17 protein-coding genes and 1 riboswitch are annotated in these 18,546 nt (G+C 69.0%); of the genes, 8 read left to right on the forward strand and 9 right to left on the reverse strand.

The annotated features are described in order from the left end of the window. Positions 1-29: 29 nt before the first annotated feature. The 4 genes from ACFULQ_RS17360 to ACFULQ_RS17375 form a co-directional block, all read right to left on the reverse strand. On the reverse strand, positions 30-950 hold the full coding sequence (locus tag ACFULQ_RS17360) for a LysR family transcriptional regulator (RefSeq protein WP_383544319.1): 921 nt from the start codon (positions 948-950) through the stop codon (positions 30-32). Positions 951-1,189: 239 nt separating this feature from the next. Continuing rightward, on the reverse strand, positions 1,190-2,329 hold the full coding sequence (locus ACFULQ_RS17365; RefSeq protein ID WP_383544321.1) for a cystathionine gamma-lyase: 1,140 nt from the start codon (positions 2,327-2,329) through the stop codon (positions 1,190-1,192). Further along, the gene (locus tag ACFULQ_RS17370) at positions 2,326-2,817 is read right to left on the reverse strand and encodes a low molecular weight protein-tyrosine-phosphatase (RefSeq protein ID WP_383544324.1); all 492 of its coding nucleotides are present in this window, start codon (positions 2,815-2,817) and stop codon (positions 2,326-2,328) included. Before ACFULQ_RS17370 ends, ACFULQ_RS17365 begins: the two co-directional genes overlap by 4 nt. A gap of 6 nt (positions 2,818-2,823) precedes the next feature. After that, the gene (locus tag ACFULQ_RS17375; protein ID WP_383544327.1) at positions 2,824-3,201 is read right to left on the reverse strand and encodes a phage holin family protein; all 378 of its coding nucleotides are present in this window, start codon (positions 3,199-3,201) and stop codon (positions 2,824-2,826) included. 57 nt (positions 3,202-3,258) lie between these two features. On the opposite strand from ACFULQ_RS17375, the gene ACFULQ_RS17380 reads away from it, so the two are divergent. The 4 genes from ACFULQ_RS17380 (at position 3,259) to ACFULQ_RS17395 (ending at position 5,647) form a co-directional block, all read left to right on the forward strand. Continuing rightward, the gene (locus tag ACFULQ_RS17380) at positions 3,259-3,576 is read left to right on the forward strand and encodes a cupin domain-containing protein (RefSeq protein WP_020134116.1); all 318 of its coding nucleotides are present in this window, start codon (positions 3,259-3,261) and stop codon (positions 3,574-3,576) included. A 159-nt stretch (positions 3,577-3,735) separates the two neighbouring features. Then, positions 3,736-3,948, forward strand: a complete 213-nt coding sequence (locus ACFULQ_RS17385; protein ID WP_020134115.1) for a DUF5326 family protein — start codon at positions 3,736-3,738, stop codon at positions 3,946-3,948. Between the two features lie 427 nt (positions 3,949-4,375). Beyond that, positions 4,376-5,110, forward strand: a complete 735-nt coding sequence (locus ACFULQ_RS17390) for an IclR family transcriptional regulator (RefSeq protein WP_383544444.1) — start codon at positions 4,376-4,378, stop codon at positions 5,108-5,110. 99 nt (positions 5,111-5,209) lie between these two features. Beyond that, on the forward strand, positions 5,210-5,647 hold the full coding sequence (locus tag ACFULQ_RS17395; protein ID WP_383544332.1) for an SsgA family sporulation/cell division regulator: 438 nt from the start codon (positions 5,210-5,212) through the stop codon (positions 5,645-5,647). 307 nt (positions 5,648-5,954) lie between these two features. On the opposite strand, the gene ACFULQ_RS17400 is transcribed toward ACFULQ_RS17395, so the two are convergent. After that, positions 5,955-7,781 carry a YibE/F family protein gene (locus tag ACFULQ_RS17400; RefSeq protein ID WP_383544334.1) on the reverse strand — a complete coding sequence of 609 codons (1,827 nt, stop codon included), beginning with the start codon at positions 7,779-7,781 and terminating at the stop codon, positions 5,955-5,957. Between the two features lie 71 nt (positions 7,782-7,852). Next, positions 7,853-8,042: riboswitch (TPP riboswitch) on the forward strand. On the opposite strand from ACFULQ_RS17400, the gene thiC reads away from it, so the two are divergent. Continuing rightward, entirely contained in the window at positions 8,035-9,870 is a 1,836-nt protein-coding gene (gene thiC / locus ACFULQ_RS17405) for a phosphomethylpyrimidine synthase ThiC (protein ID WP_383544337.1), read from the forward strand. (Overlaps the previous riboswitch by 8 nt.) Before the next feature lie 59 nt (positions 9,871-9,929). Here thiC and ACFULQ_RS17410 read toward each other — a convergent pair whose 3' ends face one another. The 4 genes from ACFULQ_RS17410 to ACFULQ_RS17425 form a co-directional block, all read right to left on the reverse strand. Beyond that, entirely contained in the window at positions 9,930-10,499 is a 570-nt protein-coding gene (locus ACFULQ_RS17410) for a DUF4240 domain-containing protein (protein WP_383544340.1), read from the reverse strand. Between the two features lie 138 nt (positions 10,500-10,637). Beyond that, on the reverse strand, positions 10,638-11,498 hold the full coding sequence (locus ACFULQ_RS17415) for a hypothetical protein (protein WP_383544343.1): 861 nt from the start codon (positions 11,496-11,498) through the stop codon (positions 10,638-10,640). Positions 11,499-11,691: 193 nt separating this feature from the next. Next, on the reverse strand, positions 11,692-12,747 hold the full coding sequence (locus ACFULQ_RS17420; RefSeq protein ID WP_383544346.1) for a metallophosphoesterase: 1,056 nt from the start codon (positions 12,745-12,747) through the stop codon (positions 11,692-11,694). A 426-nt stretch (positions 12,748-13,173) separates the two neighbouring features. Continuing rightward, positions 13,174-14,286: a LacI family DNA-binding transcriptional regulator gene (locus ACFULQ_RS17425; RefSeq protein WP_078852003.1), complete on the reverse strand. Its 1,113-nt coding sequence runs from the start codon at positions 14,284-14,286 to the stop codon at positions 13,174-13,176. Positions 14,287-14,730: 444 nt separating this feature from the next. On the opposite strand from ACFULQ_RS17425, the gene hisC reads away from it, so the two are divergent. The 3 genes from hisC (at position 14,731) to cydB (ending at position 18,546) form a co-directional block, all read left to right on the forward strand. After that, entirely contained in the window at positions 14,731-15,810 is a 1,080-nt protein-coding gene (gene hisC, locus ACFULQ_RS17430) for a histidinol-phosphate transaminase (RefSeq protein WP_383544349.1), read from the forward strand. Positions 15,811-16,011: 201 nt separating this feature from the next. Next, a complete protein-coding gene (locus ACFULQ_RS17435; protein ID WP_383544352.1) occupies positions 16,012-17,520 on the forward strand; it encodes a cytochrome ubiquinol oxidase subunit I in 1,509 nt (502 codons plus the stop codon). A gap of 18 nt (positions 17,521-17,538) precedes the next feature. Further along, positions 17,539-18,546, forward strand: a complete 1,008-nt coding sequence (cydB, locus tag ACFULQ_RS17440) for a cytochrome d ubiquinol oxidase subunit II (RefSeq protein WP_383544355.1) — start codon at positions 17,539-17,541, stop codon at positions 18,544-18,546.

Genomic DNA, 18,546 nt, shown 5'->3' on the forward strand with positions numbered 1-18,546 from the left:
TCGCTGGGTGAACGGCACGAAATCGCTGGTCAGCACCAGTCGGCAGCGGCTCGGAGCAGCCATTCGTGCGCCCGCGCGATATGCGGCATGGCCAGGGTCCCGGTGCGCACCACCAGGAAGTAGGTCCGCAGCGGTGGCACGGGGGGCTCATGCAGCGCGACGACGTCACCGCGCTCCAGGGCCGGCGCGCACAGATAGCGCGGCAGTACCGCGAGCCCGGCGCCCGCGATCGCGCAGGCGAGCACCGCGCGCAGGTCGGGCACGACCACGGTGCCCGGGGCGGCCGGGCGGGAGTCGAAGACGGAGGCCCAGTAGCGCGAGACGAAGGGGAGCGACTCGTGCACCTCGATCACGGGGATGTTCTCGAAGGCGGGTGCCTGTTTGGCGGCGGGAACGCCCTCCACTGCCTCCCCTGAGTCGACCTGACCGGCCCAGCCCGGGGCGGCGACCAGGACGTGCTCCTCGTCGCAGAGCGTGCTGGCGGTGAGCAGCGCGCCTCGCGGACGGGCCGTGCAGATGGCCAGATCGTGATGCCCGGCGGCAAGACCCTCCAGGGTCTCCTCGGCGTTGCCGAAGGATGCCCGCAGGGCGAAGCCCTGGCCGTCCTCGCCGGTCAGCTCCGTGAGCGCGGGCAGCGCGCGCTCGGCGGTGAACTCGGGAGGGCCCGCGAGATGCAGGGTGCGCAGGGAGGACTCGTCGTCGAGGCCGGTCTCGGTGATCTCCACCAGGGCGTCGAGATGCGGGGCGGCCTTGTGGGCGAGTTCGTCGCCGATGGTCGTCGGAGTCACGCCGCGGGCCTGCCGTAAGAACAGGGGACGGCCCAACTGCCGCTCCAGGGTGCGGATCTGCGAGGTGACGGCCGGCTGGGACAGTCCCAGCAGTGCGGCGGCGCGGGTGAAGGAACCGGCCCGGTGCACCGTCACAAAGGTGCGCAGCAAGGCCAGATCCATGGTGACGCCCTCCTCTTCCCTGCCCTTCTCCCGGCCTTGAGGCAGGGCCCAACTATAAATATGTCGATAGGTCTCTGTCGCTACTGTGATTGGACACTGACAGAGAGTCAACTAGCCTTGGTCGCGCGGTTCTTCGCGCGCGGAACCGGGGCGGTCCGAGCCACGAGGGGGGAGGCTCGGACCGTCCGTCGGACGTAGTCGGACATGGGCGGACGTCCGCGGGGAAGGCGTCGAAACCGTCAGTCGGCCGACTCGTCCAGCGCCCGCAGCACATCCGCCACCACGTCCTCGGGATCCTCGGCCCCGACCGAGAAGCGGATGAAGCCCTCCGCCACGTCGTCCCCGCCCCAGCGCCGACGCCGTTCGGCGGTGGAGCGCACCCCGCCGAAGCTCGTCGCGTCGTCGACGAGCCGCAGCGCGTCCAGGAAACGGTCGGCACGCGCGCGCGTGGGCAGCGTGAAGGACACCACGCACCCATAGCGGCGCATCTGCTGCGAAGCGATCTTGTGCGAGGGATCGTCGGGCAGCCCCGGGTAGCGCAGTCCCGTCACCTCGGCCCGCTCCCGCAGTGCCCGGGCGAGCACGAGCGCGCTCGCGTTCTGCCGGTCGACCCGCATCTGGAGCGTGGCGATCGACCGGTGCGCGAGCCAGGCCTCCATCGGCCCCGCGATCGCCCCGACGATCTTCCGCCAGCGGCGTACGGCGTCCATGGCCTCGCCCACGCGGCCGGTGACGTACCCAAGGAGGACGTCTCCGTGCCCCGTGAGCTGCTTGGTACCGCTGGCGACCGAGAAGTCCGCACCGAGCTCCAGCGGGCGCTGTCCGAGCGGTGTCGCGAGTGTGTTGTCGACGGCGACAAGGGCCCCACGCGCGTGTGCCGCCTCGACGAGCCGCCGGATGTCGCACACGTCGAGTCCGGGATTGGAAGGGCTCTCGATCCACAGCAGCCGCGCGCCGTCGAGGACGTCCAGCTGGGCGTCGCCTCCGGTCGCGGCGGTGCGCACCTCGATGCCGTAGGCCTCCAGCTGGGCGCGGATCAGCGGCAGCACCTGGTAGCCGTCGCTGGGCAGGACGACCGTGTCCCCGGCGCGCAGCTGCGAGAAGAGCACGGCGGAGATGGCGGCCATGCCCGAGGCGAAGACCAGCGTCTCCACACCGGACCGCCCGGGGGCCTCCAGCTCGCCGATGGCGCGCTCCAGCAGGCTCCAGCTCGGGTTGGTGTCGCGGCCGTAGGTGTACGGGCCGTCGACCTCCCCCGGCAGGTGGAAGTGGGCGGCGAAAGCCGGACCGGGCAGGGTCGGTTCGTTCTTGACCGCCTCGGGCAGTCCGGCACGCACCGCGCGCGTGCCCTCTCCCCTGTCCGGGGCCCTGTCGCTCATGCCACCCGTCCTTCCGTCCGCTCGCGCACCTCGGCGAGCAGACCCTCGCTCGCCGCCTCCACCATCTCAAGGCACTCCTCGAAGCCGTCCAGGCCCCCGTAGTACGGGTCCGGGACGTCGAGGTCGTCGCCCGCGGCGGGGTCGTACGAGCGCAGCAGCCGCACCTTCGCGGCGTCCTCCGGGGTGGGGGCCAGGAGCCGCAGGGTCTTGAGGTGGCCGGCGTCGAGGGCGACGACGAGGTCGAGGCGGGAGAACCAGGACGACCGGAACTGGCGGGCCGTGTGGGCGCCGTCGTATCCGTGCTCCTCGAGGACGGAGACGGTGCGCGGGTCGGCGCCGTCGCCCTCGTGCCAGCCGCCGGTTCCGGCGCTGTCGACCTCGACCAGGCCGTCCAGGCCGGCCTCCGCCACGCGCGCGCGGAAGACCGACTCCGCCATCGGGGAACGGCAGATGTTGCCCGTGCAGACGAAACAGACGCGGTAGGTCATGCCTCCTCAGTCCTCGTCGGGCAGGACGATGTGCAGGGCCCAGGAGACGATCGAGATGATCAGGCCGCCCAGGACGGCGGTCCAGAAGCCCTCGACGTGGAAGCTCAGGTCGAGCTTGTCGGCGAGCCACGAGGTCAGCAGCAGCATCAGTGCGTTGACGATCAGGGTGAACAGGCCGAGCGTGAGGATGAACAGCGGGAAGGTGAGCAGCTTCACGATCGGCTTGACCAGGAAGTTCACCAGGCCGAAGACCAAGGCGACGAGGATCAGCGTCCAGACCTTCTTGCCCGTGCTGTCACCGGTCAGGGTGATCTTGTCGAGCAGCCAGACGGCGACCGCCAGAGCACCCGCGTTGGCGATCGTCTTGACTAGGAAATTCTTCATGTGTCTGATCGTGGCAGACGAGATCGAGTACGGCACTGACGAGGGTGGATTAAGGCGATGAAGGCATTCCGGTTGGATGAGCTGGAGGCGGAGCGCGCCGCCAACGACGGCGCCTACCTCCAGTTTCTGCGTGAGCGGAACATGTCGGTCGGCCTGTACGCACTCGACGCCGGTGCGCAGGACCCGCAGCAGCCGCACAAGCAGGACGAGGTCTACTTCGTGGTCAGCGGCCGGGCCGCGATCACCGTGGGCATGGAGACCACGCAGGTGGCGCGCGGCAGCGTGGTGTACGTACCGGCCGGAGTCGCCCACAAGTTCCACCACATCAGCGAGGACCTCAGGGTGATGGTCGTGTTCTCTCCCCCGGAGAGCTGACCTGCCACCTCGGGGTTCCCTAGGGGATCAGTCAGGGGAGGACAAGGGGTGCGAGGCCCCCGCCGGGCCACCCGTCGGCCCTAGCATCGAGTGCAGGACATTGGAGGATCCGGTACCAGAGGGGCCGGACGGTGCCGGACTGCAGAGAGGTTGAGTGCGATGGGAGAGATCTTCGCGGGGATGCCGTGGTGGGTGAAGTGGATCGCGGTGCCGGTCATCGCCTTGGTCGTGTTCGGCGGCCTGATAGCCACGGTTGTCGGCTTCGTCATCGGCCTGCTCTTCAAGCTGCTGGTCTTCGTGGCCCTGGTCGGCGGACTGGTCTACGTCGTACGGAAGTTCACGTCGAGCTCCTCGTCGCGCAGCGACTGGTGAGGGCCCGGAGCGGACAGGGCGAGCGGTAACGGGAATCGCCTGTTCCCTCGGGCGAGGGAAGTTTTCCGGGCGGGCCGTATACATGCGGTGGCGGACCGTTAAAGTCCGGAATTCGACGCGGGGACGACCCCGCGAGCGGCGTACACCCCCTCCCGTGTTCCCCCGCACGGGCCGCCCCCTCGCGCTCCGGGAGTGCCCCTTGGCCACGGTTGACACCGCACCCGCGCAGGTCGCCACCTCGCACGCACACTTCGACGATCGCCCGACATCGGCTTCGACAGGACCGACACCGCCGGGCCAGCCGGCAGCTCCTGTACGGCCGTCCGCTCCTGTACGGCCGTCAGGTCCCGTACAGCCGTCTGCTCCCGTACAGCGGCGTGCAGCGCCCCCCGCCGAGCAGGTCGAGCAGCCCCACTCCGCGACACTCATCGGGTCGGTCCAGCGGGCGATGCGCCTGCTCGAATCCGTCGCGGAGCACGCACACGGAGCCCCCGCCAAACAACTCGCCCGCGAGACCGGGCTGGCGCTTCCCACGGCGTACCACCTGCTGCGCACCCTCGTGCACGAGGGCTATCTGCGCCGCGACAAGGGCCTGTTCTTCCTCGGTGAGGCGGCCGAGCGGCTGAGTAGCAGCGGGGCCCAGCAGAAACGTCGCAGCACCGTGGTCGAGGCGCTCGCGCACTGGCGCGATCTGATCGGCGTGCCCGTCTACTACGCGCAGTACCGGGACGGCGAGATCGAGGTTCTCTGCGTCTCCGACACCCCCGGCAATCCGGCGGTCGAGGAATGGGCCGACTTCCGCGAGACCGGGCACGCGCACGCCATCGGGCAGTGCCTGCTGGCCCAGCTCGACGAGGAGGCCCGGCGTGACCATCTCGACCGCTATCCCGTCCAGTCCATCACCCCGTACACCGTGCGCGACCACCACAGCCTGGTCCGACGGCTCGAACGGACCGGTCGGATGGAGCCGGTGATCGAGCGTCAGGAGTACGCGCTCGGGACGGTGTGCGCGGCGATTCCGATCACGTTGGGTAACGCTGCGGCAACGATGGCCATTTCACTGCCCGCGCATCAGGCCGACCGGTTGCCGGCCGCCACCCAGCAATTGCAAGAAGAAATCGGGCGCTTGATGGGTTCGCTCGCGATCTCTATCAGTATCTGAAAACTCACTCCTTGTGATCTGTCGTGCACGTTCAGCAAGATGCCACCAGTGTCAGAGGGATCATTCCCGGCCATACGAAGGCAGATGACGGGGTAGGCGATGCGCGAGTCCGTACAGGCAGAGGTCATGATGAGCTTTCTGGTGTCGGAGGAGCTCTCCTTCCGCATCCCGGTGGAGCTGCGCTACGAGGCGGATGATCCCTATGCCGTCCGGCTGACCTTCCATTTGCCGGGCGATGCCCCAGTGACCTGGGCTTTCGGGCGCGAGCTGCTGATCGACGGGGTGGGGCGGCCCTGCGGGGAGGGCGACGTACGGGTTTCGCCTGCCGGTCCCGACCTGCTGGGCGATGTGCTGATCAGGCTTCAGGTCGGTGGCGACCAGGCGTTGTTCCGCTCGTCGACGGCCCCGGTCATCGCCTTTCTCGACCGCACCGACAAGCTGGTGCCGCTGGGACAGGAGGCCGCGATGGCCGACTTCGACGCGCATCTCGACGAGGCGCTGGACCGGATCCTGGCGGAGGAGCAGAGCGCGGGCTGACGCCTGGCGGTCATGAGGTGGCGGAACGCTTCGTCTTGGGGCGGGAGGGTGCAGGAACGCTTCTGCCGAGGGTGGGGGCAGGTCTGTGCGGTCTCCGGTAAGTCTGTGCCGTCGGTGAGCGGGGCTGGGCTGCGGCGGTACGGCGTGAAGGGGTTCACCTGCCGACGTACGTCCCGCCAACGAGCTCGTATCAGCCGGAGCCCGGAGCCCGGAGCCCGGAGCCCGGAGCCCGGAGCCCGGAGCCCTACCCGCGGCGTCCGGAGCCGGTAGCCCCGACTCAGGGCGTTGGGCTGGCCGGAAGGGTGTCTCAGCGCCTGCGGCGGCGGCCCTTCCCGCCGCGGGACGGGGCCGGGCGGGTGTCGGCCGTTCCCGCGCTCACGCTGGTCGCCGGAGTCGCCGCTGCGGCCACAGGTCCCCCTGCCCCCGTCCCCACCGGCTCCGTCCCCGGACGGTCGGCCGAGACCACCAGGGCCGCGAGGGCCGTCGTGACCGGGACCGAGGCGACGAGGCCGATCGAGCCGACCAGGGTGCGCACGATCTCCTCCGCCACCAACTCGCTGTTGGCGACGGTGCCCACGCTGGACTGGGCGATCGAGAAGAGCAGCAGCAGGGGCAGCGCGGCACCCGCGTAGGCGAGCACCAGCGTGTTGACGACTGAGGCGATGTGGTCGCGGCCGATACGGATACCGGCGCGGTACAGCCCCCGCCAGCCCATGGTCGGGTTGGCCTCGTGCAGCTCCCAGACCGCCGACGTCTGCGTGACCGTCACGTCGTCGAGGACACCGAGCGAGCCGATGATGACGCCGGCGAGCAGCAGACCGCTCATGTCGATCGACGGATACAGCCCGTGGATCAGGCCCGTGTTGTCGTCCGTGTTGCCCGTCAGCGCGGCCCAGCCGATGAACTGCGAGCCCAGGACGCCGATCAGCAGCAGGGAGATCAGCGTGCCCAGTACGGCCACGGAGGTTCGGGCCGACAGGCCGTGGCACATGTAGAGGGCGATCAACATGATGGCGCTGGACCCGACCACCGCCACGAGCAGCGGGTTCGAGCCCTGCAGGATCGCGGGCAGGACGAAGAAGTTCAGCAGCAGGAAGCTCACGGCCAGCGCGACGAGCGCCATGACACCGCGCAGTCGCCCGACGATCACGACGGCCAGCGCGAAGATGCCGGCGAGCAGCCCCATCGGGAACCTGCGGTTGACGTCGGCGACCGAGTACTGGAGGTCCCTGGGCGCCGAGGGCTCGTACGCGACCACGACCTTCTGCCCCTCGTGCAACTGCCGCGACTGGTCGGGCTGGACGATCTCCGTGAAGGTGCGGCCCTTGTCGTCGCCGGTGTCGACCCGGATCGTCGCCTTCTTGCAGGTGCCGTTCGCCTGTTGCTGGGCGGAGGAGCCCTCGGCGGTGGAGGTGTCCCCGGTCGGGGTCTCCCCTCCGGCGTTCACCGACTTGCAGCTGACGCTGACGACCTTGGTGACCGTGGCCTGCTGGGTCTGCCGGTCGAAACCGACCCCGGTGCGTTCGTGTGCCGGCGCGCCACCGGGCCAGAGCACGGCGAGCCCGATGACGACTGCCCCGGCGAAGGGGATCAGGATCGCCGCGATGACCTTCCGCAGATGCTTGGAGACGGGAGCCGCCGGGCCGTGGCTGTGACTGTGACCGTGCGAGTGCCCCCCGCCGCCACCGCCACCGCTGCCCCCGTCACCACCGCCACCGTTGCCTCCGCCGTCACCCCCGTGACCGGGATCGCCGGCGGATCCATGACCCTGGCCGTGCCCGCTGCCGGGATGGTGTCCGTGCCCCTCATGGGGGCCGTGGCCTTCGCCGTAGCCAGGGTCGCCCCCGAAACCGTCGCCGTGGCCATGGCCGCTGGAGCCATACCCGGGACGCTGTCCCTGGCCCCCACCGGTTCCGGTCCCATACTGCTGCGGGTACCCCTGCGTACGACCGGGTCCCACCCGCCCGGACCCCTGTTCCCGCCCAGGACCCTGGTCCCGTCCGTGCCCGAAGGCATCCCAGCCACCGGAATCGGGCCCGCCCGCACGGCCGTTGCCGCCTGCGGGGCCGTTTCCGGAGCCGGGGCGGCGCGGAGGCTCGGGCGGCGGGTACGGGGGCTGATGCGTCGTGGTCACCGACCGATCATCGCAAGAACGAATGGGGCCCCCTGTTCACCGCGCCCGAATTGACGCTAGCGTGGTGGCACCTTTGTACACGCGGGAGCTCGGAGCACCGGGCTGAGAGGGCGCTGACCTCCGTCCCAGCGATGTTTCACGTGGAACGTCATCACACGAGAGTGACGTTCCCCACGAAACGTCGGCAGACGGAAGCCGCTGCGTCGACCGCCGAACCTGTTACCGGGTAATGCCGGCGTAGGGAGTAGGTCTCATGACCATCAAGGACGTACGCACGCCTGCCTCCAGCCAGGACGAACAGTCCATCAACGGCGAAAGCCCCACGAAACACCCCACGGAGGCCGGGAAGTCCATCGGCTGGCACAAGGCGTACGTCGAGGGCTCGCGCCCCGACCTGCGCGTGCCGGTCCGACAAGTGCACCTCACCAACGGGCAGTCGGTCACGCTGTACGACACCTCGGGCCCGTACACCGATCCGCTCACCGAGACCGACGTCCGCCGGGGGCTCACTCCGCTCAGGGAGAACTGGATCGTCGCCCGCGGCGACACCGAGGAGTACGCGGGCCGTCCCGTGCGCCCCGAGGACGACGGGATCAAGCACACCTCTCCGCGCGGTGGCAGCCTGCGCAACCTCGACGCGGTGTTCCCGGGCCGGCCGCGGCTTCCACGTCGTAGCCGCGACGGCAGCGCGGTGACACAGCTCGCGTATGCGCGCCGGGGGGAGATCACCCCGGAGATGGAGTACGTGGCCATCCGGGAGAACGTCGAGCCCGAGGTGGTCCGTGAGGAGATAGCGGCGGGGCGTGCGGTGCTGCCCGCGAACGTCAATCACCCGGAGATCGAGCCGATGATCATCGGCAAGCGGTTCCTGGTGAAGGTCAACGCCAACATCGGCAACTCCGCGGTGACGTCCTCCATCGAGGAGGAGGTGGAGAAGATGACCTGGGCGACCCGTTGGGGCGCCGACACGGTCATGGACCTGTCCACCGGCCGCAACATCCACACCACCCGCGAGTGGGTGCTGCGCAACTCCCCCGTCCCGATCGGCACGGTGCCGCTCTACCAGGCACTGGAGAAGGTCGACGGCCGGGCCGAGGAGCTGACCTGGGAGATCTACAAGGACACGGTCATCGAGCAGGCCGAGCAGGGCGTGGACTACATGACGGTCCACGCGGGCGTGCGGCTGCCGTACGTACCGCTGACGGCGAACCGCAAGACCGGGATCGTCTCGCGCGGCGGTTCGATCATGGCGGCCTGGTGCCTGGCGCACCACAAGGAGTCGTTCCTCTACGAGAACTTCGAGGAACTGTGCGAGATCCTCGCCGCCTACGACGTCACGTACTCGCTCGGCGACGGCCTGCGGCCAGGCTCGATCGCGGACGCCAACGACGAGGCGCAGTTCGCGGAGTTGAGGACGCTCGGGGAACTCAACAGGATCGCGAAGCGTTTTCACGTACAGACCATGATCGAGGGCCCGGGGCATGTCCCGATGCACAAGATCAAGGAGAACATCGACCTTCAGCAGGAGATCTGCGATGAAGCTCCGTTCTATACGCTCGGCCCGCTGACCACCGACGTCGCGCCGGCCTACGACCACATCACCTCCGGCATCGGCGCCGCGATGATCGCCTGGTGGGGCACGGCGATGCTCTGCTACGTCACGCCGAAGGAGCATCTGGGGCTGCCCAACCGGGACGACGTCAAGACGGGTGTCATCACCTACAAGATCGCCGCCCACGCGGCGGACCTCGCCAAGGGCCACCCCGGAGCACAGGACTGGGACGACGCCCTGTCCGACGCGCGCTTCGAGTTCCGGTGGGAGGACCAGTTCAACCTCGCCCTGGACCCGGACACGGCCCGTGAGTTCCACGACGAGACCCTCCCGGCGGAGCCGGCCAAGACGGCCCACTTCTGCTCCATGTGCGGGCCGAAGTTCTGCTCGATGAAGATCAGCCACAGCATCACGGAGCGGTTCGGGGGCGCGGCGGCTGAGGGGGCGTCACCCGAGGAGGTCGCTGAGGGAATGCTGCAGAAGTCGAAGGAGTTCGCGGCGAGCGGGAACCGGGTGTACCTGCCGCTGGCGGAGTAGGCCGTAGTCCCGGAGGACGGTCCGCGCCCCCTTGGAGGGCCGCGGGCCGCCCTGTCCGCCTAGGCGCGCTCCGTGAGGCAGAGCCTCGCCAGGCGGGGCAGCCGCCGATGCATCTGGTCCGGGTCGTCGAAGTCGAAGTCCTCGCCCATGTCCGTCGCGTCGCCGCCCGGCCCCTCGACCGGCCGATAGCCGGCCCAGGCCACGTCGAAGGCGTCCGCGCTTCCAGTGAGGCGTTCGAAGGCCTTACTGGCCGCGTAGTTCACGACTTCGTAGAACAGGGCCTCGTCGCTTTCGGCGCTCGCCGCTTCGACGACATCGGGGTGCTCCGCGAGGCTGTCCGGGTCCAGGACGGTGCGCTCGTACCAGTCCCGTCCCGACGCGATCACCCCTGCCCGGAAGTCCATGAAGCTGTCGTCGGAGCAGCCGCCGCCGATCAGATAGGCCGCCGCCCAGACATCCCAGCGGTACAGCGCGTCGTGTACCTCGTCGAAGCGCTCGGCATACTCGAGGATCTCCTGGGAGGGGCAGCCGCAGAGGTGGTCCACCAGCGACTCGTCGAAGGGCGAGCCGGAGGCGGCTGAAGAAGTACGTGCGGATTCGATGATGGTCCAGAACCGGTCCTCGTTCATGGGACCGCACTGTGCCATCCAGGTATGACAATCGGCGGAGATGCACAGGTCCGCCCTCCGAGTTTGGATTGGAAGGGCGCCCCGCATCCGGCTTGCGCTCCCCGTGTGGGAACGCAAGCCGAGGGGCCGCCGGGTGGGTCACTCCGGCTGGTGTTCCGGCCCCCCGAAGTCCGGGCTGGTGTAGTCCGGGCTGGTGAAGCTCGGGCGGGCGCCGGAGGCTCCGTCGTCCGGGCTGCTGAAGCCCGGACGGTCGTAGCCCAGGCTGGGCATGCGGCTGGTCGGGGCCGGCGGTGCCGTGTGGTGCAGTGCGGCGGTGCCGGGGTCGGCCAGGGCCTCCCTGAGGAAGGGGAGGATGCCGCGTTCCAGCAGGGCCTCGCGCCAGGCGTCCTTGGCCCGGGCCACCTCCCCGGTGAGTTCGCCGTACGCCGTGTCCGGCGTGGGGCGGTTGCGCAGGGCGGTGGTCAGCAGGCCGCCCGCGGCGACCAGGATCGCGGCCGCGGTCAGGGCGCCGAACACCCATCCGATGGTGATCATGGCGTGGGCGAACGCCGGCGGTGGGCTGAGCATCTGGAGGATGTAGCCCACGAGCAGGAAGATCGCCGCGGCGACGCCGGCAAGGACGGGAGTGAGAACGGCGGCGACGGCGACGGCGCCCGCACCGGCGGTCTCGGCGACCTCTCCCATGCTGGTGGCGAGCCCCATCGCACCCGTGCCCGACTCGGTGGGACCGGGTTCGTGCACGGACGACAGGGTGGACGACGCCGGGCGGCGCTGTTCCTCGCGGACCTTCACGTAGTGCTGGTACTCGGTCGCCGCGGCCGCCGTGATGATCGCGGTGGCGTTGAGCGCCATGGTGCGCAGCTGTTCGGGATTGAGCCGCTGTCCGACAGCGGCCAGTTCGGGACGGTGTGGTGCGGAGCGCAGCGCCTCATCGAGGATCCGCTCGTACTCCTGGCGGTCCTCGCTGTGCAGGTGCTGCGGAACGCTGTTCATGTGCATCCCCCGATGCTCCGTAGGGCTTGGGGCTCGCATGCCAACGAGCCGTCGGGCAGAAACGGAGGGGAGCCTGCTACGGATAACCAGATGGTAGAGCGGCGACGGCACAGGGTGACAGGGGGTTTCCAGAAATTGCCCTCTGGCCTGCGCGGTCTCCGGGCGGTCCGCCACAGGGTGACATTTGCCCTGTGAACGTTCAGATATCCAGGGGAAGTTGCTGGACCAGCAGTTTTCCGGCCATGGTCACCCCGCCGTCCATCGCGATGGCCAGCCCGTCGGCGTAGACGTGCGGTCCCTCGACCACCGGACCGGAATCGTCCTCGCCGTCCTCGGAGCCCACTTCGCCGAGCAGATAGGGGATCGGGCTGTGGCCGTGCACGATGCGGACGCCGCCGTAGGTGTCGAGCAGCGAGCGCACATGGTCGGCGCCGCCCTCGTCGCGGAAGGAGAAGCGCTTGGTGAACTTGCGGAACAGGTCCCACACCTCGTCCGCGTCGTTGCGCGTGATCGTCTCGCGGACGGTGTCGTTGACCGCCTCGATCGAGTCGCCGTAGTCGAGGTAGGCGGTGGTGTCGGAGTGGACGAGGAGATGGCCGTCGACCTCCTCGACCGCGTCGAGGCGGGACATCCACTGGAGGTGGTGGTCCTGGAGGCGGTCCATGTCCGTCTTCTGGCCGCCGTTGAGCAGCCAGGCCGCCTGGAAGGTGGCGGTGCCCGCGCCGGAGTTGACGGGGGTGTCGCCGAACCGCTTGGCGCCGAGGAGCAGCAGCTCGTGGTTGCCCATCAGGGCCTTGCAGTAGCCGCCGGCCGCGGCGGCCTCCGCGGACAGCCGCATCACGAGGTCGATGACGCCGATGCCGTCGGGGCCGCGGTCGGTGAAGTCGCCCAGGAACCACAGCCGGGCGGTGCCCGCGCACCAGTTGCCCGCCGCGTCCACGAGGCCCTTCTCCCGGAGTGCGGCCAACAGTTCGTCGAGGTAGCCGTGCACGTCGCCGACGACGAACAGCGGACCCGGACCGTCCCCCGCGAGTCCCTCGTGGTCGGCGGCCGGTTGGAGCCCGTCGGGGTGGCTGATGACGGGAAGGTCCTGCTCGGTGGGGGTGTACCCGTCCGGGTAGGCCTCCTCGTGGGCCGGAACGACGTCGCTGCTGTGGGCGTACGGACCGGTCTCGTTGACGTACGCGGGCACCCGGAAGTCGCGCAGCACCGCGCTGCGCTCCACTTCGGGTCCCTGACCGGCCCCCTGAGTCATCAGACCCCTCCACCATCGCGCCGCATCTGCACCGCTTCGGACTGCCTGGTCGCAGCGGCCCCGCGGTGTCGTGGGCCCATCATAGGAATGCGGATCGCGCCGTGTGATGACCCAGGGGTGGTGAATCGGAGCAAGACTCCTGTTCACCGTGGCATTCGCCCCGATTGAGCCGGGCTTCGTCCCCCGCGTGACCTCCCGCACCCCAGCTGTCCCGCCGATCAGGTCACCGACGCGGGTCGCCCCACGAGGTTGACGCCGAGTGCGGGATACCGCCTGCCGGACGCCGAGTGCGGGATACCGCCTGCCGGACGCCACATGCGGGACCACGAGCCCGGGACCACGAGCGCGGAACCACGAGTACCGGATGCCGGAAGCGACCGGCTCGAACCTCTCCACCGAGTCGTAGCGCCGGCCCCTCCCCCCGGACTACCCCTTCTCGGGCGACCGCGGCGGACTGACCGTCGTGCGTGGCGCGCGCCGCTGGGACGAGGTACGCACGATCAGCTCGGTCGGTATCACCTGCTCGACCGGTTGGTCCGATTCGACGCCCTCGATGGCGTCGATGAGGAGCTGGACCACGGCCGTGCCGATGCGGCGCGGCTTGAGGGAGAGCGTGGTGACGGGCGGCTCGGTGCTGGCGTACACCGTGGACTCGGAGCAGCAGACGATCAGCAGGTCGTCCGGGACGCGCAGCCCGTAGCGGCGGGCGGCGGCGAGCAGATCGGTGCCGTTCGGGTCGAACAGGCCGTAGACGGCGTCGGGGCGGTCGGGCCGGGCGAGCAGCCGGTCGGCGGCGACGGCACCCGCGCACGGATCGTGCGCCGGGTAGGCCTCATAGACCGGATCCTGGCCCACCCGCTCGCACCAGCGCAGATACGCGGTGGTCGACAGATGGGTGTAGGTGTCGGTCGTCGTCCCGGTCAGCAGGCCGATGCGGCGGGCGCCGGCGTCGGCCAGATGGTCGAGGATTCCGAGTACGGCGGCCTCGTGGTCGTTGTCGACCCACGCGGTGACCGGCAGCGCGCCCGCCGGGCGGCCGTCGGAGACCACCGGTAAACCCTGCCGGACCAGCTCGCTGACGACCGGGTCCTGGTCGGACGGGTCGATGACCACGGTGCCGTCCAGGGCGACGTTCGACCACACGTCGTGGCGCGAGGTCGCGGGCAGGATGACGAGGGCGTAGCCGCGGGCGAGCGCGGCGGAGGTGGCGGCCCGTGCCATCTCGGCGAAGTACGCGAACTCCGTGAAGGTGAAAGGTTCATCCCCGTACGTCGTCACGGTCAGGCCGATGAGTCCCGACTTGCCCGTACGGAGGGTTCTGGCCGCGGCGGAGGGCCGGTAGCCCAGCCGGTCGGCGACCTCCCTGACATGGCGGCGGGTGGCGTCCGGGAGCCTGCCCTTGCCGTTCAGGGCGTCGGAGACGGTCGTGATGGAGACTCCGGCGGCGGCGGCGACGTCTCTGATGCCCGCCCGGCCCGGCCGGCTGCCTCGACGTGAGGTTTCCGCGCGGCTCACCTGGTGCTTCCCTGCTGCTGTCATGGCGAGCCGATAGTAGGGCTCATGCGGTGGGGTAGGGCGGACGCATATGCACGCGTTGACAGGCACGTTTCTGCAAGGTCATTTACCGCCAACTGCCTGTGAAACAAAGTCAGTTAAACGGTCCAATGGCACTACGTAACTTGTCGGCACGCATGGGCCTGCCAAGTCCCCGATGTTTCGAAGAGGTCTCAACTCACCTTCACGGGTGATGCGCGCCAGGGCGTGAGCCACCGGCGCATAGATATATGTGGCCGCGCCCCCCGATTCGTCTGGCTTCGTGCGGTGATGCCCGTGATGCCAATGAGACGGGTGGGATCCCCGTCTCCCCGGACGCTGTGGCTCGCACCTGTACGCACCGGCGCCCAATCCTCATAGGGTGTGCAGTATTGGAGGCCGCTGACGGAGTCGGCTGCCATCGAGTCGGTGGTCACGAGGAGGACTGCGGTGAGCGAGACGAGCCCCAGGCTGCGCGCCGAGCTGGAGGGTATCCCCACCTACAAGCCGGGCAAGCCCGCCGCGGCCGGCGGTCCGGCGGCCTACAAGCTGTCCTCCAACGAGAACCCGTACCCACCGCTGCCGGGCGTGCTGGAGACCGTGGCCGCCGCGGTCTCCTCGTTCAACCGCTACCCGGACATGGCCTGCACGGGCCTGATGAACGAGCTCTCCGAGCGCTTCGGCGTCCCGCTCTCCCACCTCGCCACCGGCACCGGCTCGGTCGGCGTCGCCCAGCAGCTGATCCAGGCGACCTCGGGACCGGGTGACGAGGTGATCTACGCCTGGCGGTCCTTCGAGGCGTACCCGATCATCACGCAGATCAGCGGTGCCACCTCGGTGAAGGTGCCGCTGACCGAGGGCGATGTGCACGACCTGGACGCGATGGCCGACGCGATCACCGACCGGACCCGGCTGATCTTCGTCTGCAACCCCAACAACCCGACGGGCACGGTCGTGAAGCGGGCCGAGCTGGAACGGTTCCTCGACCGGGTGCCGAGCGATGTGCTGGTGGTTCTCGACGAGGCCTACCGCGAGTTCATCCGCGACCCCGAGGTCCCGGACGGCGTGGAGCTGTACCGCACCCGGCCGAACGTCTGTGTGCTGCGCACCTTCTCCAAGGCGTACGGCCTCGCCGGCCTGCGCGTGGGCTTCGCGATCGCCCACGAGCCGGTGGCCGCGGCGCTGCGCAAGACAGCGGTGCCCTTCGGGGTCAGCCAGGTCGCGCAGGAGGCGGCGATCGCCTCGCTGCGTGCCGAGGACGAACTGCTGGGCCGGGTCGGCTCGCTGGTCTGCGAGCGCAACCGGGTGGTGGAGGGGCTGCGCGCCCAGGGCTGGACGGTGCCCGAGACCCAGGCCAACTTCGTGTGGCTGAGGCTGGGGGAGCGCACGGTCGACTTCGCGGCGGCCTGTGAGCAGCATGGTGTGGTCGTACGGCCGTTCCCGGGCGAGGGTGTGCGGGTGACGGTCGGGGAGCACGAGGCGAACGACATCTTCCTCAAGGTCGCGGAGGGCTTCCGCAAGGACATGTGACGACCGTCGAGAGCCGTCGCGGGGCGCCTTGGTTCCACGTGAAACCAGGGCGCCCTTTGTCATGGGCCGACCGGTCCCCATCAGGTGTGACCTATCGGACCCTTCGAGGGACCCCCCGCCCATCCCGCCTCGAACTGCCATGCGTCATAATTGCTTGTGAATGTGAACGCTTTCACAAGCGTCCTAGTTAGGAGCGGCCCCGTGGACCTGGCTTTGGCGCCGGAGACCCTGGCGCGATGGCAGTTCGGCATCACCACCGTCTACCACTTCCTCTTCGTCCCGCTGACGATCTCGCTCGCCGCCCTGACGGCCGGACTGCAGACCGCCTGGGTGCGCACGGAGAAGGAGAAGTACCTCAAGGCGACCAAGTTCTGGGGCAAGCTGTTCCTGATCAACATCGCGATGGGCGTGGTCACCGGCATCGTGCAGGAGTTCCAGTTCGGCATGAACTGGTCCGACTACTCGCGCTTCGTCGGTGACGTCTTCGGCGCCCCGCTCGCCTTCGAGGCCCTGATCGCCTTCTTCTTCGAGTCCACCTTCATCGGACTGTGGATCTTCGGCTGGGACAAGCTGCCCAAGAAGATCCACCTGGCCTGCATCTGGATGGTCTCGATCGGCACGATCCTGTCGGCGTACTTCATCCTCGCGGCCAACTCGTGGATGCAGCACCCGGTCGGCTACCGGATCAACGAGGCGAAGGGCCGGGCCGAGCTCACCGACTTCTGGCTGGTGCTGACCCAGAACACCGCGCTGGCCCAGGCCTTCCACACGCTCAGCGCGTCCTTCCTCACCGGTGGCGCGTTCATGGTCGGCATCGCGGCCTTCCACCTGTTCCGCAAGAAGCACATCACCGTGATGAAGACCTCGCTGCGCCTCGGTCTGATCACCGTGGTCATCGCCGGCATGCTCACCGCGATCAGCGGCGACACCCTCGGCAAGGTCATGTTCAAGCAGCAGCCGATGAAGATGGCCGCCGCCGAGGCCCTGTGGGACGGCCAGAACTCGGCCCCCTTCTCGATCTTCGCCTACGGCGATGTCAGCAAGGGCCACAACACCGTCGAGCTGTCCGTCCCGGGCGTGCTGTCGTTCCTCGCCGACGACGACTTCAGCTCGTACGTGCCCGGCATCAACGACACCAACAAGGCCGAGCAGGAGAAGTACGGTCCCGGTGACTACCGGCCCAACATCCCCGTCGCCTTCTGGGCGTTCCGCTGGATGATCGGCTTCGGGATGGCCTCCTTCGCCATCGGCATCGCCGGACTCTGGCTCACCCGCAAGAAGTTCCTGCTCCCGCAGCACCTGCGGGTCGGCGAGGACGAGGTGCCGAACCTGGTCCTCTTCAGGAACAAGGCCCTCAGCCCCAAGCTCGGCCGGCTCTACTGGCTGGTGGCGATCTGGACCCTGGGCTTCCCGCTGATCGCCAACTCCTGGGGCTGGATCTTCACCGAGATGGGCCGTCAGCCGTGGGTCGTCTACGGCGTCCTGCAGACCCGGCACGCGGTCTCCCCCGGTGTCTCGCAGACCGAGGTCCTTGTCTCGATGATCACCTTCACCGCGCTGTACGCCGTCCTCGCGGTCGTCGAGGTCAAGCTGCTCGCGAAGTACATCAAGGCGGGCCCGCCCGAGCTCACCGAGGCCGATCTGAATCCGCCCACGAAGATCGGCGGCGAAGCGCGTGACGCCGACAAGCCGATGGCCTTCTCGTACTAGGCCAAGGGAGAGCGAGTCATGGAACTTCACGACGTCTGGTTCGTGCTCATCGCCGTCCTGTGGACCGGCTACTTCTTCCTGGAGGGCTTCGACTTCGGGGTCGGCGTCCTCACCAAGCTCCTCGCCCGCAACCGGGTCGAGAAGCGCGTCCTGATCAACACCATCGGCCCCGTCTGGGACGGCAACGAGGTGTGGCTGCTGACGGCGGGCGGCGCGACCTTCGCCGCCTTCCCCGAGTGGTACGCCACCCTCTTCTCCGGCTTCTACCTGCCGCTGCTGGTCATCCTGGTCTGCCTGATCGTCCGCGGGGTCGCCTTCGAGTACCGCGCCAAGCGCCCCGAGGAGAACTGGCAGCGCACCTGGGAGACCGCGATCTTCTGGACCTCGCTCATCCCCGCGTTCCTGTGGGGCGTCGCCTTCGGCAACATCGCGCACGGCGTGAAGATCGACCGGAACTTCGAGTACGTCGGCAGCCTCTGGGACCTGCTCAACCCGTACGCCCTCCTCGGCGGACTGGTCACGCTCACCCTGTTCACCTTCCACGGCACGGTGTTCACGGCCCTCAAGACCGTCGGTGAGATCCGGGAGCGGGCGCGGAAGCTGGCCTTCAAGGTCGGTCTCGTCACGGCCGCACTGGCCCTGCTCTTCCTGCTGTGGACCCAGGTCGACAGCGGCGACGGCAAGAGCCTGGTCGCCATGGTGGTCGCCGTGGCCGCCCTGGTCGCGGCTCTGGTGGCCAACCAGGCCGGGCGTGAGGGCTGGTCGTTCGCGCTGTCCGGGGTCACCATCGTGGCCGCCGTGGCGATGCTCTTCCTGACGCTCTTCCCGAACGTCATGCCGTCCTCGCTCAACGCGGACTGGAGCCTGACGGTCACCAACGCCTCGTCGAGCCCGTACACCCTGAAGATCATGACGTGGCTCGCGGTGATCGCCACGCCCGTGGTCATGCTCTACCAGGGATGGACCTACTGGGTCTTCCGCAAGCGCATCGGTACACAGCACATCGCCGCCGACATCGCGCACTGA

It is taken from the genome of Streptomyces sp. NPDC057253 (assembly GCF_042669125.1).
Lineage (GTDB): Bacteria > Actinomycetota > Actinomycetes > Streptomycetales > Streptomycetaceae > Streptomyces.